14 protein-coding genes and 1 pseudogene are annotated in these 22,171 nt (G+C 45.3%); 12 read left to right on the top strand and 3 right to left on the bottom strand.

Annotated elements, in window-relative coordinates:
* Nucleotides 1-18: 18 nt before the first annotated feature.
* The 5 genes and pseudogenes from B8V81_RS05175 to darG all read left to right on the top strand — a co-directional run bounded on the left by B8V81_RS05175 (nt 19) and on the right by darG (nt 4,099).
* Complete coding sequence (locus tag B8V81_RS05175) at nt 19-1,038, top strand: Gfo/Idh/MocA family protein (protein ID WP_101807898.1); 1,020 nt, start codon at nt 19-21, stop codon at nt 1,036-1,038.
* A gap of 299 nt (nt 1,039-1,337) precedes the next feature.
* Nucleotides 1,338-1,685 (top strand): annotated as a pseudogene (locus B8V81_RS05170) (sigma-70 family RNA polymerase sigma factor); the annotation flags it as partial.
* A 98-nt stretch (nt 1,686-1,783) separates the two neighbouring features.
* A complete protein-coding gene (locus B8V81_RS24705; protein ID WP_127464326.1) occupies nt 1,784-2,257 on the top strand; it encodes a hypothetical protein in 474 nt (157 codons plus the stop codon).
* Between the two features lie 162 nt (nt 2,258-2,419).
* The gene (gene darT, locus B8V81_RS05165; RefSeq protein ID WP_052332961.1) at nt 2,420-3,055 is read left to right on the top strand and encodes a type II toxin-antitoxin system toxin DNA ADP-ribosyl transferase DarT; all 636 of its coding nucleotides are present in this window, start codon (nt 2,420-2,422) and stop codon (nt 3,053-3,055) included.
* Nucleotides 3,056-3,067: 12 nt separating this feature from the next.
* The gene (gene darG, locus B8V81_RS05160; protein ID WP_052332962.1) at nt 3,068-4,099 is read left to right on the top strand and encodes a type II toxin-antitoxin system antitoxin DNA ADP-ribosyl glycohydrolase DarG; all 1,032 of its coding nucleotides are present in this window, start codon (nt 3,068-3,070) and stop codon (nt 4,097-4,099) included.
* Between the two features lie 53 nt (nt 4,100-4,152).
* On the opposite strand, the gene B8V81_RS05155 is transcribed toward darG, so the two are convergent.
* Genes B8V81_RS05155 through B8V81_RS05145 form a run of 3 tightly spaced genes read right to left on the bottom strand, consistent with a single transcriptional unit; the run spans nt 4,153 to nt 7,720 of the window.
* Nucleotides 4,153-5,079 (bottom strand): tyrosine-type recombinase/integrase, encoded by a 927-nt coding sequence (locus B8V81_RS05155; RefSeq protein WP_084136575.1) that lies wholly within the window; start codon nt 5,077-5,079, stop codon nt 4,153-4,155.
* Nucleotides 5,080-5,091: 12 nt separating this feature from the next.
* Complete coding sequence (locus tag B8V81_RS05150) at nt 5,092-6,186, bottom strand: tyrosine-type recombinase/integrase (RefSeq protein WP_164820096.1); 1,095 nt, start codon at nt 6,184-6,186, stop codon at nt 5,092-5,094.
* 4 nt (nt 6,187-6,190) lie between these two features.
* A complete protein-coding gene (locus B8V81_RS05145; protein ID WP_084136582.1) occupies nt 6,191-7,720 on the bottom strand; it encodes a tyrosine-type recombinase/integrase in 1,530 nt (509 codons plus the stop codon).
* Nucleotides 7,721-8,406: 686 nt separating this feature from the next.
* On the opposite strand from B8V81_RS05145, the gene B8V81_RS05140 reads away from it, so the two are divergent.
* The 7 genes from B8V81_RS05140 to B8V81_RS05110 all read left to right on the top strand — a co-directional run bounded on the left by B8V81_RS05140 (nt 8,407) and on the right by B8V81_RS05110 (nt 22,113).
* Nucleotides 8,407-8,766 (top strand): HIRAN domain-containing protein, encoded by a 360-nt coding sequence (locus B8V81_RS05140; RefSeq protein ID WP_043110905.1) that lies wholly within the window; start codon nt 8,407-8,409, stop codon nt 8,764-8,766.
* 64 nt (nt 8,767-8,830) lie between these two features.
* Nucleotides 8,831-9,784 carry a helix-turn-helix transcriptional regulator gene (locus tag B8V81_RS05135; protein ID WP_028597587.1) on the top strand — a complete coding sequence of 318 codons (954 nt, stop codon included), beginning with the start codon at nt 8,831-8,833 and terminating at the stop codon, nt 9,782-9,784.
* A 38-nt stretch (nt 9,785-9,822) separates the two neighbouring features.
* Nucleotides 9,823-12,786: a PD-(D/E)XK nuclease family protein gene (locus B8V81_RS05130; RefSeq protein ID WP_127464325.1), complete on the top strand. Its 2,964-nt coding sequence runs from the start codon at nt 9,823-9,825 to the stop codon at nt 12,784-12,786.
* Complete coding sequence (locus B8V81_RS05125) at nt 12,779-16,096, top strand: UvrD-helicase domain-containing protein (protein ID WP_164820095.1); 3,318 nt, start codon at nt 12,779-12,781, stop codon at nt 16,094-16,096. Before B8V81_RS05130 ends, B8V81_RS05125 begins: the two co-directional genes overlap by 8 nt.
* A gap of 33 nt (nt 16,097-16,129) precedes the next feature.
* Entirely contained in the window at nt 16,130-17,584 is a 1,455-nt protein-coding gene (locus tag B8V81_RS05120; protein WP_028597590.1) for a type I restriction-modification system subunit M, read from the top strand.
* Nucleotides 17,581-18,747: a restriction endonuclease subunit S gene (locus tag B8V81_RS05115; RefSeq protein ID WP_084136588.1), complete on the top strand. Its 1,167-nt coding sequence runs from the start codon at nt 17,581-17,583 to the stop codon at nt 18,745-18,747. Before B8V81_RS05120 ends, B8V81_RS05115 begins: the two co-directional genes overlap by 4 nt.
* Nucleotides 18,748-22,113, top strand: coding sequence for a DEAD/DEAH box helicase family protein (locus tag B8V81_RS05110; protein ID WP_028597592.1), 3,366 nt, complete (start codon nt 18,748-18,750; stop codon nt 22,111-22,113). It begins immediately after the preceding gene.
* Nucleotides 22,114-22,171 lie beyond the last annotated feature (58 nt).

Genomic DNA, 22,171 nt, shown 5'->3' with positions numbered 1-22,171 from the left:
GAAGGGAGAACCGATCCGATGAGCAAAATCAAAATCGCGGTCTTCGGCTGCGGCGCGATCGCCCAGCGCAGACATATTCCCGAGTATGCCGAGAATGAGCTGGCGGAGCTGGTCGCCTTTGCCGATCCGATCCTGGAGCGGGCGCAGGCGATGGCGGACCAATACGGCGGCAAGGCTTACGCCAGTTATGAGGAGCTGCTCGCGAGCGAGGACGTCGATGCCGTGAGCGTGTGCACGCCGAACCATCTACATGCCTCGATGGCGATATCTGCCGCGAACGCGGGCAAGCATGTGCTGGTCGAGAAGCCGATGGCTGCGACGGCAGAGGAAGGCGAGCAGATGATCGAGGCGGCGCGCAGGAACGGCGTTTTCCTCATGGTCGGCCACAATCAGCGGCTGATGCCTCCGCATGTCAAGGCCAAGGAGATCCTCGACTCCGGCGAGCTCGGCCGCGTGCTGACGTTCCGCACGTCGTTCGGCCATCCCGGTCCCGAGGGCTGGAGCGTCGACGGCGCGGGCAGCTGGTTTTTCCGCAAGGACGAGGCCGTCATGGGCGCGATGGGCGACCTCGGCGTGCACAAGTCGGACTTCATCCGCTATCTGCTGAACGATGAGGTGGCGGAGGTCGCCGGCTTCATCGGCACGGTGGACAAGAAGGATACGGACGTGGACGACAACGCCGCCTGCCTGCTGCGCATGAAGAGCGGCGCGATCGGCACGCTCGTCGCCAGCTGGACGCAGTACAAGGGCGGGGACAACAGCACGGTGCTCTGGTGCGAGCGCGGCGTCATGAAGATCGGCACCGTCGACGGCGACGAGGTCATCGTCGAGCCGACCGAGGGCCTCACCCAGACGTACAAGGTCGGCGCCATGGCGACCAACGAGAAGCAAGTGCCGAGCGGCGTCATCGACGCGTTCCTGGAATCCGTCTCGACCGGCACGCCGCCGGCGATCTCCGGCGAGGAAGGCTTGAAGTCGCTGAAGGTCATCCTCGCGGCGTTCGAGTCCCAGCGGACCGGGCAGTTCGTCAAGCTGTAAGAGGCTGCCTGCAAGAAGCTGCCGATTGCGGCGGCAGGCTGGGGGGAGAGTCGAAGGCTCGCCGACAGCGGCAAGGAGCGAAGCGATCGACGCTTCGCTCCTTTTTTAGGTTCAGGCAGGCGGGAGTGCCATCGGCTCCCCTTATCCGGATCGAATGAAACCGCGCGCCGAATGTCTAATTTTGCGGCTCGATGGCGGAGTACAGGCACTTCTGGGCGGCCGCCCACATAAACTAACCGTACATCTGCACCGCCTGCCCCTGGCAGAGACGGTAGTACCGCATGGGGGTGGCCTCCGAAATGCCTGGACTTTTTGCCGCAATCGCCCTGTTCATCAAGCAGCTCAGCCTGCTTGTGTCCTATGTCAAAAACAATGCGTTTCCGCAGCCGTTGCAGGAGGAGGATGAGCTCCGCCATCTGAAGCTGATGGCCGAGGGCAACCAGCAGTCGCGCAATCTGCTCATCGAGCACAATCTGAGGCTCGTCGCGCACATCGTCAAAAAATTCGACAATACAGGCGAGGACGCGGAGGATCTCATCTCGATCGGCACGATCGGGCTCATCAAGGCGATCGAAAGCTTCCAGACCGGCAAGGGCACGAAGCTGGCGACATTCGCCGCCCGCTGCATCGAGAACGAGATTCTAATGTCATAAGTGTTGCATTAAAGAAAGGCTTATTACTTATGAAGCCACATCAGAGCATGTGGCTTTTTGAATACTTGTGGGTACGGAAAGGGTTGCGGAAAATGAAAGATGAGAAATCAAAAAGTGAAATGTACAAGCATTATTTCATGGGTGTTATTGAAGAACTAAAAAAGATGGATTACTCTGAGGCAGAGGCAAGAATGATGTTCGATGGACTTTCAAACGATATCTTAGAAATATGGGGTTTTTATTTAAATACTTTTGACTTTGCTAAAGAAATCGTTGAGTTACATAAGGCAGTTCAAAGAGAGTTTGATCCCAAAAACCCTGATCACACTAATTTAGACGATATGGGTGATTGTACTCAGAAAAATGAACCATCGAGAACAGCGATAACATTTTCAATAAGTGAAGAAATCATGAAAAGTATTAATCAATGGGACCAATGTAAAGCAGTTGACGTAAGCGGGGCTAAATTCGCTTTTACTTTTATCCCCTCGGGCTTAGGCACATATCTAATTGTTAAATGTGATGTGTGTCAACGTGAATTACATATTTCTGATGACATGGAGTAATTCCGAGTTAAATTCTTTGAATAACATCATCAGTAACTTTTGACTTGATTAAATCATTCGAATATAATAAATACGAACATATATTCTGTTGCTACCTGGGAGGAAATTCATTTCCTTTGTCGAAATAACACTCTAACGTGATTAGACATGGAGTGTAGCTAAATGGTGCCGAATCCAACATTTATTTATCATATAACGAGTATTGGGAATTTACATTCGATCCTTAACAATAATGGTCTCGTTTGTATAAACCAATTACACGAGCACGAAAGCTCTTTCGTGAATATTGCTTATGAGCAAATTCAATCTAGACGCTCGGAAAAACAAGTTCCAATACATCCATACGGTAATCTACATGATTATGTTCCTTTTTACTTTGCGCCGCGGTCACCAATGTTGTATACAATTAATCAAGGAAATGTGCCACAGTATCAAGGTGGTCAAAATCAAATTATATATTTGGTATCAACGGTACAACAAGTGTTATCAGAGAAAATCCCATTCGTGTTTACAGATGGACATGCGATCATGAGTTATTCCGAATTTTACAATGACCCGGTTGATTTAGAGCAAATTGACTGGGGAATAATGAGATCCCAATATTGGTATGATACTACTGAATATCCTGACAGAAAACGGAAACGGCAGGCGGAGTTCTTGGCTTTTGAGTTTTTTCCCATTGACTCTATACTTGAAATTGGTGTAATTAATGAAACTTACAAGGGTGAGGCACTTAAAATTTTGCGTAATAACTCGATTAATATACCTGTTGAGGTACGCAGAGAATGGTATTACTAAGGTGGTGAGTTTGTGATTGAGTATAAGAAAGGTAACTTGTTGGAATCCGAGGCCGAGGCTTTAGTAAACACGGTGAATTGTGTAGGAGTAATGGGTAAGGGGATAGCACTTCAATTTAAACAGGCTTATCCTGATAATTTTAAAGAGTACGAAAAAGCATGCAAAAATAATATGGTTATGCCAGGTAAAATGTTTGTTGTTGATACAGGGTCTATGTTTAATCCTCGATACATCATTAACTTTCCAACAAAGCGTCATTGGAAAGGAAAGTCAAAGATTGAAGACATACAGTCTGGATTAATTGATTTTATTGAGATAATTCGGGAGTATGGAATTAGATCAGTAGCAATCCCTCCATTAGGCTGCGGTAATGGTGGTTTGAACTGGGAAGACGTTCGGCCACTAATTGAGGAAGCGGCATTGAAAGTTCCTGAGGTTTTATTTATGGTTTACCCGCCAATTGGAAGTCCTGAGCCTGATAAAATGCGTGTTGGAACCGAAAAGCCGAAGTTAACTCGTGCTAGAGCCTTACTTATAATGCTAATGAATCTCTATGCTGCACCGGGCTACAAACTGTCAATGTTGGAAATACAGAAACTTGCTTACTTTTTGCAAGAGAGTGGAGAGGATTTAAAGCTAAGATTTGTTAAAGCTCAGTTTGGACCGTATGCTGACAATTTAAATCATGTTCTTCAAAGACTTGAAGGGCATTATATACGGGGATATGGAGATCGAAATCGGGATGCGGAGATTTATCTTTTACCTGAAGTAACAAGGGAAGCTGAAGGCTTTCTGAGTCAATTAAATGATGGGAGCACGGAAATAAGGCTTCAGCATACCAAACAAATAATTGAAGGTTACGAAACCCCATACGGACTTGAATTGCTAGCTACGACCGATTGGATTATTAAGCATTTTCCTGATTCCAGAGATAATGTGAAGATTGCGATTGATCATTTTAAAGCCTGGAATGAAAGGAAGAAGAATGTCTTTAAAGATACACATATCGAGATGGCTTGGAGACATTTAACTGCCATAGATTAATCCTACAAACGATATGAATGCCCTGTCCAATTCAGCATTGGAAGGGCATTTTTTTAATCCTCGTCTAATATCAAACTAACCGAAATGGGGAGGTACTCCAACGTGGTACCTAACAACTCATGCCTTAATTGTTGTTGAATTGCTCTCAAGTTTGCACCACTTTTAAGCATCAGAAATCCGGTAGTTCTTCTGAGATCATGGGGAATGACCCTTCTATTAATCCCGGCTTTTTCTGATATAGATCTGACTATAGATACCATTTGATTATTATAGAGTTTACGTTTTTTTCTTGAGAATACATATGGACTAAAATCTTCTTCAATGGTCTCCTTATATTGTCTGAAGTGTTTCAGTTCGTTTGCTAGGAACCCAGGAATGGCGACCCCCTTAGCATTTGTTTTTTGACCTTTGTTAACTATCACCATATTATTTTGAAAGTTGATCTGCTCAAATGAAAGGCAACATATTTCATTGTTTCTAAGTCCGGTTGTAATGGCTGTCCAAATCAACAGATAGTAATATTTGGAGAAGGGCTCCTCTAGAAGGGCTGCTTTCAGGAGGTCTTTACACTCAACCTCAGTCAAGAAATTAATATTTATATTTCGTTCATAATATTTGTTTGTATAATGGGCCATGGGGTTGTGGCTTATCATATTTACTCGATCAAGAAAGTTGAAAAAGCTCTTTAATGAACTAATTTTATTGTAAATGGTTTTATTTGAAAGCCCTGGATTTGATGATATAAGATACTGAACAAATTGATCAATGAACGATTTGTTAATCGGTTCAAAATCATTTGATTCAACATAATATGTGAATCGGTCAAAATCTAGATTGCCTTCGAAACCGTTCTCCAAAAGAAATTCCTGAAGTGTGGCGAGAACCTTTTTGGTTGCTGAGCATGCTGGTTTCTTTAAGCCAGAGTGTTCACTCCAAGTTTTAAAATAAATAGAGTCGAATACAATTCCAGAGGGCGTCATTCCGTCTCCACCTCAATCAAATAAATTTGCCGCTAACGAGCGAGCGAAAGGATGTTTTTCGATTGCCTGTAGAAGCATGCTGTTAAAGAGTTGCAAATAAATGGTTGTTGTTTTTAATGATTTATGGCCAAGGAGTTTCGAAATACTGACAAGATCCACGCCCTCTTCTAAAGCGAACAATGCGAAAGAATGACGTAAAGAATGGACAGATAATCGCTCTTTCTCATCTGGAGAAATGGTCTGTGCCTCAGAAATTAACCCATCTAACATCTTTTGGACTGTACTATCACTGATAGGGGTAACTCCCTTATCCGTTGAAAAAACATACAAATCAGTATAATTAGGCTGACTCTTAAGTGACCCGTATTTAAAACTTACATATTTTCTAAGAAGCTCTAATGATGTAGCTGTAATCCGCCGAGGAACTTTTTGAAGCTTTTTCCCCTTAACACGAACTTTTATATTCTGAGAATTATAGCAAATATCCCCGATTTGAAGTTGAGTCAACTCGTTAAGGCGAATACCGCTGCCAAGAAAAGTCCATAAGATGACAAAGTTTCTAAAACCATCGTTGGTCAGCCGCGATAAGTTTATAATTTCCTCTACTTGTTCTTTCGTAAAAGCCTTTGGAAGATCTTCATCAAACTCAACGTCAACTATCAAGGTTTCCTTGATCTTTTTAATATCTATTTCAAAGAATCGTGTGAAGGTAACAGTGAAAAAGTCCCTTAAAAATGAAGCTTTTTTTGATCGCGTATTTTGGGTTTTAACTGGCTTAAGGTAATCAAGTAGTACTTTGGGATTCTTCTCAAATGAAAGCAAAGATGGAGTTTCCGGCAGCGAATCGACATATGAAACAAACTGGTTCAATTCAGAACGATATGTCTTTTGAGTAGCTTCACTCTTTCGTCCGAATTCAGAGCTTTGTAAGTACCAATTTACGGCTTCCTCAAACGTTACATCTTTCCGTTCCTTTGGTTCTTCAACGAAAATAAGATTGCTTCTTTCTAAAGCTTGTCTCATATGATCATGACTGTTGGTCGCAGCAAGTTTCTGCAAGTGGACCATCAGATTAGCGACAGGTGAGTTACCTTCTACCTTGAACATGAAATCATCTCCATATAGAATCGATTTTTTGCATTGCATCATTAAGTTCTTGATTTTGCCTATGTAAATACTTTGAGGTCGTGTCAAGTCTGGTATGTCGAGCTAGACGTTTGATGATTTGCGGATGTACGTTTTTTCTAAGACTCAGTTTGGTGATAAATGTGTGCCTGAACAAATGAAGACCTCCGGGGAATGTCCAACCGGATATCAAAGAGTATAACTTGTATTTATCTAACATTTTTCCGTATAAAACTTTTTTAGATTGTCTTCCCTTAAAGACAGATTTCTCGTCCGTACGAACTTTATATAGGGATTCTAAATATTGATAAAGTTTTTTCGGCAAGTGTAAGGGTACAGGTTTCCCAGCTTTGCCCTTACCCCGGATTTTGATTATCCTTGCTTGAAAATTAATATCTTCCCAATTTAGACGCTCGGCTTCACAGAATCGTAGTCCGAGATGCAGCAAGGATCCAAAAAAAGCTGTATCATACTCAGGATCATCCGAGTATCTAGCTATAGTATTGAAGAAATCTGATAATTGATCTTTATTGGGGATATCACGATGAAGATACCTCTGTGCTGATATTCCTCTTATTGAACCGATATTCTTTGGGATAATTCTGTTGTCATACAGATACTTAAAGAACGAAATCACACAGTAGAATTTATTGCTAACCGTTATTTCGCTGTAAAGGCCTTTTGAATGGCAACGTTTAAGGTAATTTTCAAACTCTAAAATATGGTCTCTTTCGATTAACCAAACAGGTATTGCATTCGGTGAGAAATCATTGAAACTAGCGTAATTGTTAACAAGCCAGTTTAAAAACAACATTACGTCGCGGTTAATATCTTTTATATATCCTCCGGAACGACCTTCTGATTGAATTTGGTCATTGAAGTTTTTCAAATAGGGATGCAGTTCATGATCGGCTAGTTTAGAGAGGATCCTTTTGTTTTGCTTGACAATATTGAATCTTCTTCCTGGGAAGTACAATTTAGCGATTTGGTTGAGCAAGAATTTCTTTATGTCTGAATTGACGTTTTTCAGACAATACTGAAAGTTTATTTCTGTAATATCAAGATCGTTAAGCTGCCAAATCGGCTTTTTAATGTATGTAGAGATCTGTTGTTGAAATTCCAGTGCTTCCTCGTAGAAGCCGTAAAGTTCGATCGGTGCCTTTGATGTCTGAATCCGTTTAAAATAATTTTTCACTTTGTCCAATTTGATACTTGGCTGAACTCTGTTTTCCCACAACCAATCAGCGATGTTCCCTTTAGTGTGGGGCAGATCAGTGGAGTTGTCATAACCTTCATAATTAAATAATGTATCCATAATGTTCCTCACTTTGCTCTTACTAACGTCCCATACGGCGTCAGTTGTAAGATGCACATCGTGAGGATTTTTTATTCCATTTATAAATTCTTCTGTGGAAGAAGCATTCCACAGAAATAATTCTGTTCCTTTCCACAGTTCGTTTTGTGGCTTCTGGTTGCTAATTAATTCATTAATTGCGTTTTTGGAATCTTTATCCATGTCGGGACCTCCTTAATTTGATTTCAAAAAGCTAATAAGACTGAGGTGAGAAAGTGGCAAAGGTAGTACCAACCAAAATTAGAGTCATTTATGGGGATAATCATAAACAGTCACTCTTGTCAGCAATTGAAATTTTGAAGTCGAAAGCTACTGTCGAGATTACCGCTTCGAAAATGGGTAACAACAGTGCTATTAACGTTTTGAAGCATGATTAACTTTTGAAGTATTCATTCCACTTGTTTTTGATTCTTTACTTGCAGCAAGAGCCCGAATTGCAGATTGAACATTATGTTGAAAATGATTGCCTTTAAAACACTTGATTACCTTAGGTGAAACAAGCCCCATAAACATTACCTCTTTCAAAAAGGCATAGAAAAACAAAAAAGGGACCCAAAATACCACAGTTACCTGTGGAAAAATTGGATCCCTTTCGCGTATGCCAGAAACTTATATTCATTAACAGTTGAACTATTAAGAATTCAGCAGAGGAACTTTCCGCATCCCGCATAACAGGGGAAAATTCTGCCTATGACTCTGCCTATGTTTCATACTATAAAAGATAGTAGGACTTGTTGTCAATGCCCCCACGTTAAAAAAAATTAGAACGTACATTCGCTGACAATCTCTTGTCTCTTTGATTCGTCATAATGGAGGAAAGACATACGGGAGTGAGTACAGTGGACCAAATGATCTATGTCGCCGTTACGGGCACGCAGCACTATTACGGAGCTGATTTCCTAAAGCCGGGTCAAATCGTTCACTTAATCAAAGACCCGGATAATCCGCATGACCATGAAGCAATAAAGGTGGATATGATCCCATTGGGCAAAATCGGTTATGTCGCCAACAGTCCGCATACCGTACCGAAAGGATGCCGGAGTGCCGGACGGATTTATGATCGATTTGAACAACATGTTTGCGGTATGGTGCGATTTGTCGTGAAGGATACAGCCATTGTTGAACTTACACCGGGCATAGAGGAAATGTACATCATCAAAACGACAGAGGACGTTGTGTTTTCTCCTTGTCTAGGCAGGAAGAACTAGGTAAAAAGTAGAATCCCAATATGATAACCATTTACATTCCATATGCCACGATGGGAGCTATAATATGACGGATAAAGTGATACGACTCTTTAAAATGCTACTTGCCATTCAAGCCAATCCGGGGATTTCAGCCAAAGAGCTGGCAGATAAATGTGAGACAACGGATCGAACGATTTACAGAGACTTGAGGATATTGGATTTAATCGCACCGATCACGAACGAGGGGTATGGGAAAGGGTACCGTTTTGTCGGTAATTTCGCCATGTATCCGCTGAATTTCACGGAACAGGAAGCGTTGGTATTTTCTGTCCTGCCTTCCGTGTTGGACACCAGCAAACTGCCTCCAGGCTTTGAATCCGCCTACGACAAGGTGATGGCTACGCATGTGAAAGAAACCCGGAAGCGGTACGATACATTGGAAAATGTCGCGGACATGATCCAAATGGGCACCCCGGCTTATCGGGAGAACAATGCCAACTTTTTGCTGCCCATCATGGAAGCGATTATCGCCTGCAAGACGATCAGGGCTGTTTATCATACCCAGAGCCGGAATGAATTGACGGAGCGCGAAATTGATCCGTACTACCTGGTTCCAAGGGATCAGCGGTTTTATTTGATCGGTTATTGTCGTGCCAAGCGGGAGATTCGCACATTTCGCGCCAGCCGTTTCCGGCATGTAGAGCTGACAGGAAATCATTTTGACAAGGGCGATTTCAGCATCGCGCAGTACATGAAACACACCTGGTCTATTGAACGCGGGGATTCCTTAATCACCTTCAAGATTAAATTCCATCCGGATGTCGCCCGCTATGTAAAGGAAGAAGAATTGTTCGTGAGACCGAAGATGACCGATCTGCCAGACGGCAGCTTATTATTCGAAGTAACCGTCAACCACGAGCGCGAATTTATGAATTGGGTGGTTCAGTACGGACCTTCGGCGGAGATCCTAGAACCTGCATCTGTGCGGGAAAAGTTTAAGGAACAGCTGCAACGTTGGGGACAGTTGTATGGGCAGTAAGTGCAAATGTGCGTTTAACCGAAAGGAAGGTGTCCCTTGTGAAAGTAGAAGGTACATTTCTAGAACGTTTATATGATGCAATCCGTAAAGAGCCTTTTCGCCGCAAAATTGTTATTGCTCCTTCCTACGTCGAAGGACAGTCCTGGCTTATGCGAATATGCCGGGAATTAGGGCCGGTTATGAACGTGGAGGTCCAAACGGTTCAATCCTTTGTAAGAAGTCAGGTTCAGTTCTTCCTGTATAAACAAGGGATGACATTAATCGGGGAGCAGCGTTCATTCTGGATTATCCATGATGTCATGGAACAAATGGCTTCCGAGCCGGATTCCTACATCTCCATGGATCAAGTAAAGCCCGGTATTGCCATGCATGTTCACCAAGCCATTATGGATTTACGCCGTGCCGGGGTGAAAGCAGAAGAACTGCGAAGCGATCAATTTTTGAGCCAGCAAAAAGGCATCTATGTCAGAAAGGTGCTGTCAGCGTATGAGCGCTTTCTGAATCAGCGGAGCTGGACCGATTTCCCCGGCCTTTTGTCGCATTTACCAACCCAATTGCCGGAAAACGTGGAGCTTATTCTGCCAGACCCTATGCCGCTTTCACCGGTTTCCGCTCGAATGTTGGAGCGGTTGTCAAACGGACGGATGACGAGGATTATAGCGGTTTCTTCCTTCACTGACGTCCAATCCACAATGCCGTTCGGAGAGGTTCAGTTCTATCATGCGACCGGAAGGCTGGCGGAGGTTCGCGAAGCATTGAGACGAATCATTCAGTGTAGGATTCCATTGGATGAAGTAGAGATGATCGTCCCGGATGAAGAATATGCGTTGGTTATTTCGACCATGTGTGCTTCTTTCGGTCTTCCCTCTTCCTTTGCAGACGGGCTGCCTGTGATTACATCCGGAATGGGAAGAGCCGCACATTTTCTGCTGAACTGGTTGGAGTCCGGTTATCAGGTGCGGCAGCTCGTATTGATGCTGCAGCAGCAATTGATCACGTTCTCCGATCGTGACCAAAGAATAACGAATGCAGATTGTATTCGAGCCCTGGAGAAAAGCGGAATCGGCTGGGGGAAAGAACGGTATATCAAGTTGCTGGTGGCAGGGCATGTTCGGTCCCAAGGGGATTCAGATGAAAAACCCGAAGAATGGGAGCGGACGGAACAACAACAGCGGGATGACGAGATCAAGAAGCATCTGACAAACCTCCTGGGAGAATTGTTTCCTGACGAAGCGGCGCTCTCCTCTCCTAAGGGAATCTGGGGATGGCTAGTTAACATCTTGGATCGATTTGGTGTATGCGGAACGGAAGAGGATGCGATCGTCCTGCAAGAAATGAAAGGTATCGCTAAAGAACTGCAGGAATGTCCTGTTCCGGACTCGATGCCGTTTCAGCAAATGTTCTTGTATGCCCGAGACATGCTGCAGGAACTTCGAGTCGGGGTGCAACGGTTACCCAAGCCCGGATTCCTGTACATATCGAGTTTGTCGAACGGGGGGAACAGCGGGAGAAAACAGACGTTTCTTCTCGGGATGGATGAACATTCGTGGTCCGGGAATATCAGGCAAAATCCCATGCTTCTCGATGAAGAGTGCAGACGGATCGGTGCCGGGCTTCAAACAGCCGTGCAGAGACAAAGAGATCGGCAACGCCTTCGTGATGGTCGGCTTGGGATGATAAGCGGCAATATCACATTTAGCTTCTCGTCGTATGACTTGGCAGAAGGAGCGACAGCAAGCCCGGCTTTTCAACTTCTTCAGGTATTCCGAAAAGTATCCGGAGAAACGAATGCGGACTATGAGATGTTGCACCGAAGCTTAGGCGAACCTGTCGGGTATTTGGATGTAGAACAGCCATCCTCTACTGAGCTAAATGGACTGCCATTAGACGGCTCTCATTATGTCTTCCGACAAATCCATGCGAATGTAAACCTTATGAGGGACCGGCAATCCTTCATCGAATCGGTCTATCCTTCGCTTCGTCAAGGCAGACTTGCACTCGAGGCGCGTGGCAGCTCGCAAGTGACGGAGCATGACGGATATATAGCGGGGGATGAATGGACTGATTATTGGAAAGGCCGAGACGAACGGACGCTTAGCGCAAGTCAATTGGAGAAGTACGCGGAATGTCCGATGCGGTACTTTTTCCAATATGTGCTCAGGATTCGCGTGAAAGATCAGGTGACTTTTGATCGTACCTCCTGGCTGAAGCCGAATGAAAGAGGCTCGCTGCTGCACGAGGTTTATCGTCGTTATATGACGGAAGTCAGCGCAAGTAAAGTCATGCCTATTACACACGATCATGCCCGTTTGCTTCGTATTGCTGAGGAGACGATTCTCTTGTATGCCGAGCGGATTCCGGCACCGAGCCCTCATGTGTTTGAGAGGGAACGGCAAGCGATGCTCCGGGATGTTGAAGTATTCTATCGCATGGAAGTGCAGGCTAAGACGGCTCCCCGGTTTTTCGAACAAGAGCTCATCGTGGACGGCCAGCCGTTGCACCTTGAGCTTGGCGAGGACATGGCGATTACGCTGCGCGGGATCGTCGACCGGATCGATCAAGTTGCGCCGCATCAATATCGAATTATCGACTATAAGACCGGCAGTCCTCGGCCTTACAAGGAAAATGGCATGTTCGCAGGCGGCACGCAGCTGCAACATGCGCTTTACGCAATGGGGACGGAGCTTTGGATTCGGCAAACGGGTGTGGATTCTGATGCAAAAGTGCTTGAAGCGTCTTACGTCTTTCCAAGCGAACGGGGGCACGGGCAAGTGATTGCACGTTCGCAAACCGAACGGAATCGAGTCACCGCGGTGATCCGAGGAATCCTTTCGTCGATGGAACAGGGATTGTTTATTCCCGCTTCAAATCCTGCGGTCTGCCGATATTGCGACTATGCGGCTGTATGCGGAGAGCACGCAGAGATGATGGCCCATAAGCGAAAGGATGAAGCAAATTCGGAGCTGTTGCACACGCTGCTGGAGGTGGAGAACATTGAATGAACCATCCGATCAACAAGCTAGAAAGAGGATATTGGAGGAGCTGAACACGACCTTTCTGGTAGAAGCCGGTGCAGGCTCGGGAAAGACAACCAGCTTGGTCGGCAGATTGCTGGCACTCATCGAGTCCGGAACGGCGAAGATGGAGCATATTGCGGCGATCACCTTTACGAATAAAGCGGCGGATGAGATGAAGGAGCGTTTCCGCATTGCTTTAGAGCAGAAAACGGCTGATGTTGAAGGAGAAACTAGAGAACGAACGGAAGAAGCGTTGGCCAATCTGGACCAAATCTTCATTGGAACGATCCATGCGTTCTGTTCCTCCATGCTTCGCGAGCGACCGATTGAGGCCGGATTGGACCCTTCTTTCGAAGAAATGGATGATGAAATGAATCGCGCGTTCCACGATCAATGCTGGGATGAATATCTGATTCAGCTGCAGGAGGAAGATAGTGAAGCACTTGCCTCCTTTGCCGAGGTGGGAATCGACGTCAGCATCCTGAAGAATGTCTATGATCGGGTATCCCTTTTTACGGATCTCCAAATCCCTTGCGAACCGGTTCATCGTCCTGATTTCAATCTCATCCGGCTCTCCCTGCTTCCTATGATCGAAGAAGCCAACAGGTTTCTACCGACAGTTGAACCGGAAAAAGGGTGGGATAATCTTCAGGCAAAACTGCGAACTGCTACTCGCATGCTGCGATTGACGGATGGACAGGACGATATGTTGATACTAACGCTTGCGAAGATGTTTGACTTCAAGCTGGATGTGAAGCAGTACAAATGGACGGAAAAGAAGCAAGCCAAAGCCACCTCCGAACGTTTTCACGATTGGCAAATCACGGTCCTGTTCCCCTTCCTTCAATCGTGGCGGGAATATCTGTATCCCAAGGTCATTCAATTTGTCCTGCCTGCATTGGAGTATTGCAAAGAACGGCGATTGCAGGCAGGGAAGCTGAACTTTCAAGATCTTCTGATGTATGCATGCCGTCTGCTGCGTGATTACCCGGAGGTTCGCGCGTTTTTCGCCGGGCGCTACCAACGGCTAATGGTCGACGAATTTCAGGACACCGACCCGGTCCAAGCGGAAATGATGTTTCTCTTAACGGGTGCCGGCGATGATCCGAATGAACGGAATTGGCGGAAGCTTACGCCAAAGCCTGGCTCCTTGTTCGTCGTGGGCGACCCGAAACAGTCCATCTATCGTTTCCGCCGCGCGGATATTTCCATCTATAACGAGGTTAAATCGCGGATTCAAGCATGTGGAGATGTGCTTCACTTGACCAGCAATTTCCGGTCCGTCGATGCGATCGGCGATTTTGTGAACGGGCAATTTGTCGGCAAGCTTCCCGTTCGGGAGACCGATGTTCAAGCCGCTTATGTCCGGATGGAAACGAATATACCGAATCCAAAGGGGAATAAGCGCGCGGGTCACGGGGTTTATGCACTCACTTACCCGAAAATTCCCGGAGGCAAGGAGGAAGTAGCGGCGGTTGACGCACGGCGTATTGCCGCATACATCGAGTGGGCTTGCCGTGATGGAAATTTGCACATTCAGGAGCGAGATGGTACATCTTGGGTACTCAGAGAGGCACAGCCCAGCGATTTTCTTATATTGACAAGAACGAGACATTATTTGCATCTATACGCGGAAGAGCTGGAGAAAAGGGGCGTTGCCGCGGAAACCGTCGGAAGCTCCGCTCTATATCCCGAACTTCATACGCTGGGACAATTGGTCCTCTACCTGGCCGATCCGTTCGATCAAGTAGCGATGCTGAGTGTATTGCGCGGACCACTATTCGGTGTTAGCGACAAGGAGCTGATTGCGTATCGTGCTCTAGGGAATGCGTGGTCGATCTATCGGCTGCCAGAGGAGTCATCCGAACAAGAGAATCGAGTTGCATCTGCATGCCGGAAACTTCGGGAATATGTTGGCTGGGTGAAAGAATTGCCTGCATGGGCAGCCTTGTACCGCCTTTTGGAGGATACCGGTCTCTTGCCTTATTCCACGATACAAGAGGCAGGGGCAAATCGATCGGGAACACTGCTTAAGATGTTGGAGCGATTGCAGCGTGACGCCATGCTCGCATCGGATTGGCATGAACTGGCGCATGCGATTTCGGCCATTCGGGAGAGCCAAGGTATGGAAAACGCCAGTCTCTACACAGGCAAAGGGCAATCGGTACGGATCATGAACGTGCATAAGGCAAAAGGGCTTGAAGCGCCAATCGTATTTCTAGCTTGTCCCTGTGGCGAAAAGGATCATAACGCTGACCAGTTTGTTGATCGTTCGGAGACAGAGGCCGCGGGCTATTTCCTGATCCAACAATCGAAAGGGTTTCAGAAAGAAACGATTGCCCAGCCGGTCGGCTGGGAAGCGATGAGCGTGCGGGAACGAGCCTTCATGCATGCGGAGCGGGATCGTCTTCTCTATGTCGCGGCGACAAGAGCAAAACAAATGTTGGTTGTCAGCCTCTACCCTGAGCAGCCGGCGAAATGCCCGTGGAGCTCGCTAATGGAGGGGATGGATCAAATCCGGGAGCTAGATGTTCCGGAAACGGATGTAGGGACTGAAGAGTGTGATGAGGAGATGGAGCGAGATATCTCATCTATTGATTTGGGAGCATACTTGGCTCAGAGGGAGCAGGTGTTCCATCAGCTGCGCCAGCCTACTTACGCGGAAGCAACCGTTACCGGGCTGACGAAGAACTTGGCCGACACGCCGGAGTGGTCAGCCATTGGGAGGGGCCAATCATTCGGCAGTGTAATCCATAAGGGACTTGAGGCGGTCGGAAAAGGCCTTCCGATGAGTGAATTGCCTGCGTACGTTCAATATCTCTGCCAGTTCGAAGGGGTTGCAGAGGAGGATGCGGGAGATGCTCTGCCAACACTCCGGGAAGTGCTGGAAAGTGGACTCTGGCAACGTAGTCAGCAAGCTAAGCAACGGTTGTTTGAGATCCCGACCATGATGCATCAGAGAAATGGGGAGGCAACGCCTTATCCCGCAACCGAGCAAAAGATGTTCGAAACAGCCGCCGCGGCATTGACGCAACAATCCAATAACGGCTTAAATCTCTTGGTGAAAGGTGTAATAGATTTCACCTTTGAAGAAGAGGATGGCTGGGTGATCGTCGACTTCAAGACCGATCAGCTTGACGAAGGCAAATTGCAGCAGTTTGTCCATTTCTATGCGCCTCAAGTTCAGGCGTATGCTTTGGCTTGGTCTGAGACGTTCGGATATCGGGTGAAGGAAGCAGGATTATATTTTGTTAGTCTGCAGAAATATGTCACATTAGGGCAGTCTGTTGTATAATTAGACAAGAATCTACATACAGAGGAGAACGTTATGATTACAGGTGAATTAAGGCAAAAAGTAGACCGGATTTGGGAGACATTTTGGACCGGCGGAATCACTAACCCATTAAGTGTGATCGAACAGTTTACATATTTGTTGTTCATTAAAGGACTGGACGAAGCGGAAACGCGTAAGGAAAATGAATCCGTGCTGCTGTCGTTACCTTTTACCGAATTATTTCCAAGTGACAAGCAACACTTACGCTGGAGTCAATTTAAATTGTTCGATCCTCAGCGGATGTATGATGTTGTCTCGAACGAAGTGTTTCCTTTCATCAAGACGCTTCACGGAGATAAGGATTCAGCCTATGCCAAATACATGGGTGATGCCATCTTTATGATCCCGACTCCGAATATGCTTGTACGCATTGTCGAAGGCATCGATACGATTGACATGAAGGATAGAGATACTAACGGGGATTTGTATGAGTATCTGCTATCCAAGGTAGCTACAGCTGGAACGAACGGACAGTTCCGGACTCCGAGACACATTATCGAAATGATGGTTGCTTTGATGAAGCCGACTCCGGAAGATATCATTTGTGACCCGGCAGCAGGATCGGCGGGTTTTCTGGTTGCTGCAGGAGAATACTTGCGTGACCATCATGCCGATCTATTTCTGATTCAGGGTTTGAAGGAGCATTTCAACAATCATATGTTCTACGGTTTCGATATGGACCGTACGATGTTGCGCATCGGGGCCATGAATATGCTGCTTCATGGAGTGGATAACCCGAATATCGAATATCGCGATTCCCTGAATGAAAATAATACCGACAAAGACAAATATACGCTAATTTTAGCCAATCCGCCGTTTAAAGGGTCGCTTGATGCGGATGCGGTAGCAGCGGACTTATTGCGTGTGACCCGCACAAAAAAGACGGAGTTGCTGTTCCTTGCTCTGTTCCTACGTATGCTCAAAGTTGGGGGACGCTGCGCTTCCATTGTACCGGACGGTGTTTTATTCGGGAACAGTACGGCTCATAAAGATATTCGTAAGGAAATTGTTGAGAATCACAAACTTGAAGCAATTATTTCAATGCCAAGCGGGGTTTTCAAGCCGTATGCTGGGGTTTCGACAGCTATTATGATCTTTACCAAAACAGGAGCAGGCGGGACAGATCACGTTTGGTTCTATGACATGAAGGCGGATGGTTACTCGCTAGATGATAAGCGGAATCCGATTGAGGCGAATGATATCCCCGATATTGTTGGGCGTTTTGGTAATTGGGATGCAGAGAAAGAGCGTAAACGCACGGAGAAATCGTTCCTGGTTCCGGTCGATGAGATTCGCTCCAATGCCTATGATCTCAGTATTAATCGCTACAAGGCAACAGAGTATGAGGAAGTTCAGTACGAGGACCCGAAAGCTATTCTGGCTTCGATCAAGCAACTAGAGGAAGAAATCGTTGAAGGTCTCGAGGAACTGGAGGCGCTGCTAGGGTGAGAGTTAGAAGGATTGGAGATTTATTTACAATTGCTAAAGGAAAAAAATATGAAGATACTCAAGCAAATGCTGCGAACGAGATGGTTCGTTATATACAGATTGAAGACCTACGAAATGACAACAACATTAAAATGGTAAACAAAATTGATAATGGCGTATACGTAACAAGTAATGATGTATTGATTGCATGGGACGGCGCCAATGCGGGAACAGTTGGCTATAATCTCACGGGAATTATAGGCAGTACATTAGCTGTATTAAGACCACGGGATTCCGATAATTATATTCCATATATAGCAATGTTTCTTCGATCAAAGAGTTCTTATCTAAGAGATAATTGCACTGGGGCAACAATTCCGCATATTCATAAGAAAGTTTTAGAAGATATTGAAGTCCCGTTACCTTCGTATGATCGACAAAAAGAAATTGCATATTTACTAGATAAAGCCCAAGCTTTAATCGACAAACGCAAACAAGCAATAGCCAAGTTTGACGAATTGGTTCAAGCTGTGTTTTTGGATATGTTTGGTGATCCAACAATAAATCAAATGGGTTATCCAATAGGTATAATAAGAGACTTAATTATTGAAGCTAAGTACGGAACTAGTAAAAAAGCTAATGAAGGTACGGGTCAATTTCCGTACTTGCGTATGAATAACATTACTTATCAAGGTTATATGGACTATAGTAATCTTAAATATATTGATTTGGACGATAAAGAACAGGAAAAGTATCTGGTACAAAGAGGCGATCTACTGTTTAACCGTACAAATAGTAAAGAATTAGTTGGAAAAACGGCCGTTTTTGATAGTGATGAAAAAATGGCTATAGCCGGTTATATAGTTCGAGTAAAGACAAATGACGCAGGCAATCCTTACTTTATTTCAGGTTACTTAAATTCAAAGCATGGTAAGAAAGTGTTACAAGAAATGTGTAAAAATATCATTGGGATGGCCAATATTAACGCGCAGGAATTGCAGAACATCACTATTTTAATTCCGCCAAGGGAACTGCAAGATAGTTATGAAAGAAAGGTTAAAGCAATCCTTGAAGAAAAGAAAAAACACCTTACGCAACTCCAACACCTAGAATCCAACTTCCAAGCACTACTTCAAAAAGCTTTTAAGGGCGAATTGAAAGTGAAGGACGGTGTAGAGGTCTAGATGAGCGATGTACAATTATCAAATTTTGGATTTCTCAGTGCAAATAAAACATATGCCAGCTTTGCAGGTGCATGTGTAGAGGCGGAGAAAGCATTGGTTGTCAGTCCGGCGACCAGTGCTATCCTGTGCAGACGGGCTTTGGAGCTTGCTGTAAAATGGCTGTTTACCTATGATAGCGACTTGAAGGTTCCCTATCAAGACAATCTGTCAAGCTTGATTCACGATGTAACTTTTCTCCGCGTAATCGATCAATCCATGTTACCTCAGCTGAAATATATCACGAAGCTAGGCAATGCCGCTGTACATTCGAATGCGACGATCAGCCGCGGCGAAGCAATTCTGTCACTTCGTAACCTGCATAACTTTATCTGCTGGATTGATTATTGCTATTCGGTCGAGTATACCGCGAGAAGCTTTGATGAACAACTCCTGTTGGAAGAGAACAAGCGCCAAGAGAAAGTGAGACCTCAGGAACTCCAGGACTTATACGACCGTTTAGGTTCAAAGGACCGTAAGCTGGAAGATCTGATTAAAGAAAACGAAGAGCTTCGGAAGCTGCTGACAGAACGCAAAGCACAGAATACCCTTGAGTATGACTTTGCGCCGGATCAAATCAGTGAATATGAGACCCGCAAACGTTATATTGATCTCGAGCTAAAGCTTGCAGGATGGACATTCCGGCAAAATGTATTGGAAGAGTTTGAAGTCCAAGGTATGCCAAACGGACAAGGGATCGGTTATGCCGACTATGTGTTATTCGGTGAGAACGGGAAGCCCCTTGCCGTTGTGGAAGCGAAACGAACAAGTTCTGATCCCAATATAGGTAAGCAGCAAGCAAAGCTTTATGCGGATTGTTTGGAGCAAAGGTACGGACAGCGTCCGGTCATTTATTATACGAACGGTTTTATAACGAACTTCTGGGATGATCTTTACTATGCCAGTCGGCAAGTATCCGGGTTCGCCAGTCAGGATGAGCTGCAGCTTCTCGTGAACCGGCGCTCGATCCGAAGGCCGCTGCAGGATGTACAAATCAACAACTCCATTGTAAATCGTCCTTATCAGCATGAAGCAGTCCTCTCGGTTTGTGATGCATTAAACAAAGGACAGAGGACCGCTTTACTTGTCATGGCGACAGGCAGCGGTAAAACACGTACCGCGAGTGCTATTGTTGATGTGCTTAGCCGATATAACTGGGTGAAGAATGTGTTGTTTCTTGCTGATCGTACAACGCTTGTTCGTCAAGCCAAAAACAGCTTCAGCCAGTATTTGCCCGATATGACACTATGCAACTTGCTGGACAGCAAGGATAATCCGGAAACGGCGAGAATTGTTTTCTCTACGTACCCGACGATGATGAACGCAATCGATGAGGCCAAGCGAAAGGACGGCAAAAAGCTGTTTACGGTTGGTCATTTTGACTTGATTATCATCGATGAATCGCATCGAAGCGTCTATAAGAAATATAAGGCCATATTCGATTACTTTGATGCCATACTCTTAGGGTTGACAGCAACTCCTAAAGATGAAGTTGACAAAAATACATACGACGTGTTCCGTCTGGAAAATGGTGTTCCGACTTTTGCCTACGAACTAGAGCAAGCAGTCAAGGAAGGACATTTGGTGGATTACCGTACCGTGGAAACAACGACCAAGATTATGGACGATGGCATCCGCTACGATGATCTGTCCGATGAGGAAAAAGAGCAATACGAAGAATTGCTTTTGGAGGATGAAGAAGAGGAACCGCGGGATATTGACAGTGCAGCGATCAATGAGTGGTTGTTCAACCAGGATACCATAGACCGGGTGCTGCAGTTAGTTATGGAGCGGGGTCTGAAGGTTGAAGGCGGAGACAAGCTGGGCAAGACCATCATTTTTGCCAAAAACCACCGGCACGCTGTTGCGATCGTGGAGCGATTCGATAGCCTGTATCCGACATTGAAGGGGCATTTTGCACGGGTCATTGATATCAAAACGAATTATTATCAATCCTTGATTGATGATTTTTCCATATGGAGCAAGCTTCCTCAAATTGCTGTTTCTGTAGATATGCTGGATACGGGCGTAGACATCCCTGAGGTTGTCAATTTGGTATTTTTCAAGAAAGTACGCTCGAAGTCAAAGTTTTGGCAGATGGTTGGTCGTGGGACACGGTTATGTAAAGATCTTCATGGTATTGGTGAGGACAAAAGGGAATTCTTGATCTTTGATTTTTGTCGCAACTTTGAGTTTTTTCGGGCAAATCCAAAAGGGAAGGATACCAATATTACCGAGACTTTATCGGAGAAATTGTTCAATGTTCGTACCCAGATTGTACGTGAACTTCAGCAACTGCGTTATCAAGAACCGGAGTATATCGCCCATCGCACGGACTTGGTGAATCGGCTGAAGAATAGCGTGAACGCGTTGAATGAAGAACATTTTCGCATCAGGCAGCATATCCAATATGTCCATAAATATAAACAAGACGCTGCATGGCTTTCCCTAACCGATACCGATATGGGAGATTTGAAAGAGTACATAGCTCCTCTTGTCGTTTCTATAGAGAATGACGAATTAGCAAAACGGTTTGACTATATGATGCTGATCATCGAATTGGCTAAGCTTCAGGGAACACAATCGGTGAAACCAATTCGTAAAGTCATGGAAACGGCAGAAAAACTCTCCAAGTTGGGTACGATTCCTCAAATCGTCGCTCAGCGAGATGTAATAGAGAAAATCCAAACGGCAGAGTTCTGGGAAGAAGCGGACATCTTCGAAATGGAGAAAGTACGTGAAGCTTTACGGGATCTTATTAAGTTCCTGGAACGGGAAACGCAGCAAATTTACTATACGAATTTCAAAGATGAATGGCTTGCTGTAGAGGAGAGCCGCGGCTTTTATAACACCAATGACCTGCAAAATTACCGCAAGAAGGTTAGCCAATATTTGCAAACCAATAAGGATCAACTAGCAATCTATAAACTGCGCAACAACAAGCCGATCACGAAACAGGATTTGGAGACGCTCGAACATATACTGTGGGGAGAACTCGGAACCAAAGAGGATTATGAGCGGGAATATAAAGATTTACCAGTAACTAAGCTTGTGCGAACGGTCGTGGGGCTTGATCAGGAGGCTGCGAATGAAGCATTTGTGGTATTCTTGCAAGAAAACCGATTGAATGTCAATCAACTTCGGTTTGTAAAGCTGATTATCGATTATGTAGTTAAAAACGGTATCATTGAAAAATCCGTACTCCAAGAGGAGCCGTTCCGCTCGGTTGGCAGTATAACGGAACTGTTCAGTAATAATCTGGACGATGCACGAGCAATTATCGGTGTTATTGATACGATTAATAAGAACGCTGAGGTTGTTGGGGCTTAGTTTTTACGGATTATAGACACTTCAAATTTAATTACTTGCATCTGGGCGTAACTAAAAT

It is taken from the genome of Paenibacillus pasadenensis (assembly GCF_002864175.1).
Classification (GTDB): Bacteria; Bacillota; Bacilli; order Paenibacillales; family Paenibacillaceae; genus Paenibacillus_O; species Paenibacillus_O pasadenensis.
Note: the sequence above shows the minus strand (reverse complement) of the source record. Positions and strands in the feature narration are given on the sequence as shown.

Coding starts and splice junctions, on each gene's coding strand:
- B8V81_RS05175 (WP_101807898.1), top strand. CDS start 19: ATGAGCAAAATCAAAATCGCGGTCTTCGGCTGCGGCGCGATCGCCCAG.
- B8V81_RS24705 (WP_127464326.1), top strand. CDS start 1,784: ATGAAAGATGAGAAATCAAAAAGTGAAATGTACAAGCATTATTTCATG.
- darT (WP_052332961.1), top strand. CDS start 2,420: ATGGTGCCGAATCCAACATTTATTTATCATATAACGAGTATTGGGAAT.
- B8V81_RS05155 (WP_084136575.1), bottom strand. CDS start 5,079: ATGACGCCCTCTGGAATTGTATTCGACTCTATTTATTTTAAAACTTGG.
- B8V81_RS05150 (WP_164820096.1), bottom strand. CDS start 6,186: ATGTTCAAGGTAGAAGGTAACTCACCTGTCGCTAATCTGATGGTCCAC.
- B8V81_RS05145 (WP_084136582.1), bottom strand. CDS start 7,720: ATGGATAAAGATTCCAAAAACGCAATTAATGAATTAATTAGCAACCAG.
- B8V81_RS05140 (WP_043110905.1), top strand. CDS start 8,407: ATGATCTATGTCGCCGTTACGGGCACGCAGCACTATTACGGAGCTGAT.
- B8V81_RS05135 (WP_028597587.1), top strand. CDS start 8,831: ATGACGGATAAAGTGATACGACTCTTTAAAATGCTACTTGCCATTCAA.
- B8V81_RS05120 (WP_028597590.1), top strand. CDS start 16,130: ATGATTACAGGTGAATTAAGGCAAAAAGTAGACCGGATTTGGGAGACA.
- B8V81_RS05110 (WP_028597592.1), top strand. CDS start 18,748: ATGAGCGATGTACAATTATCAAATTTTGGATTTCTCAGTGCAAATAAA.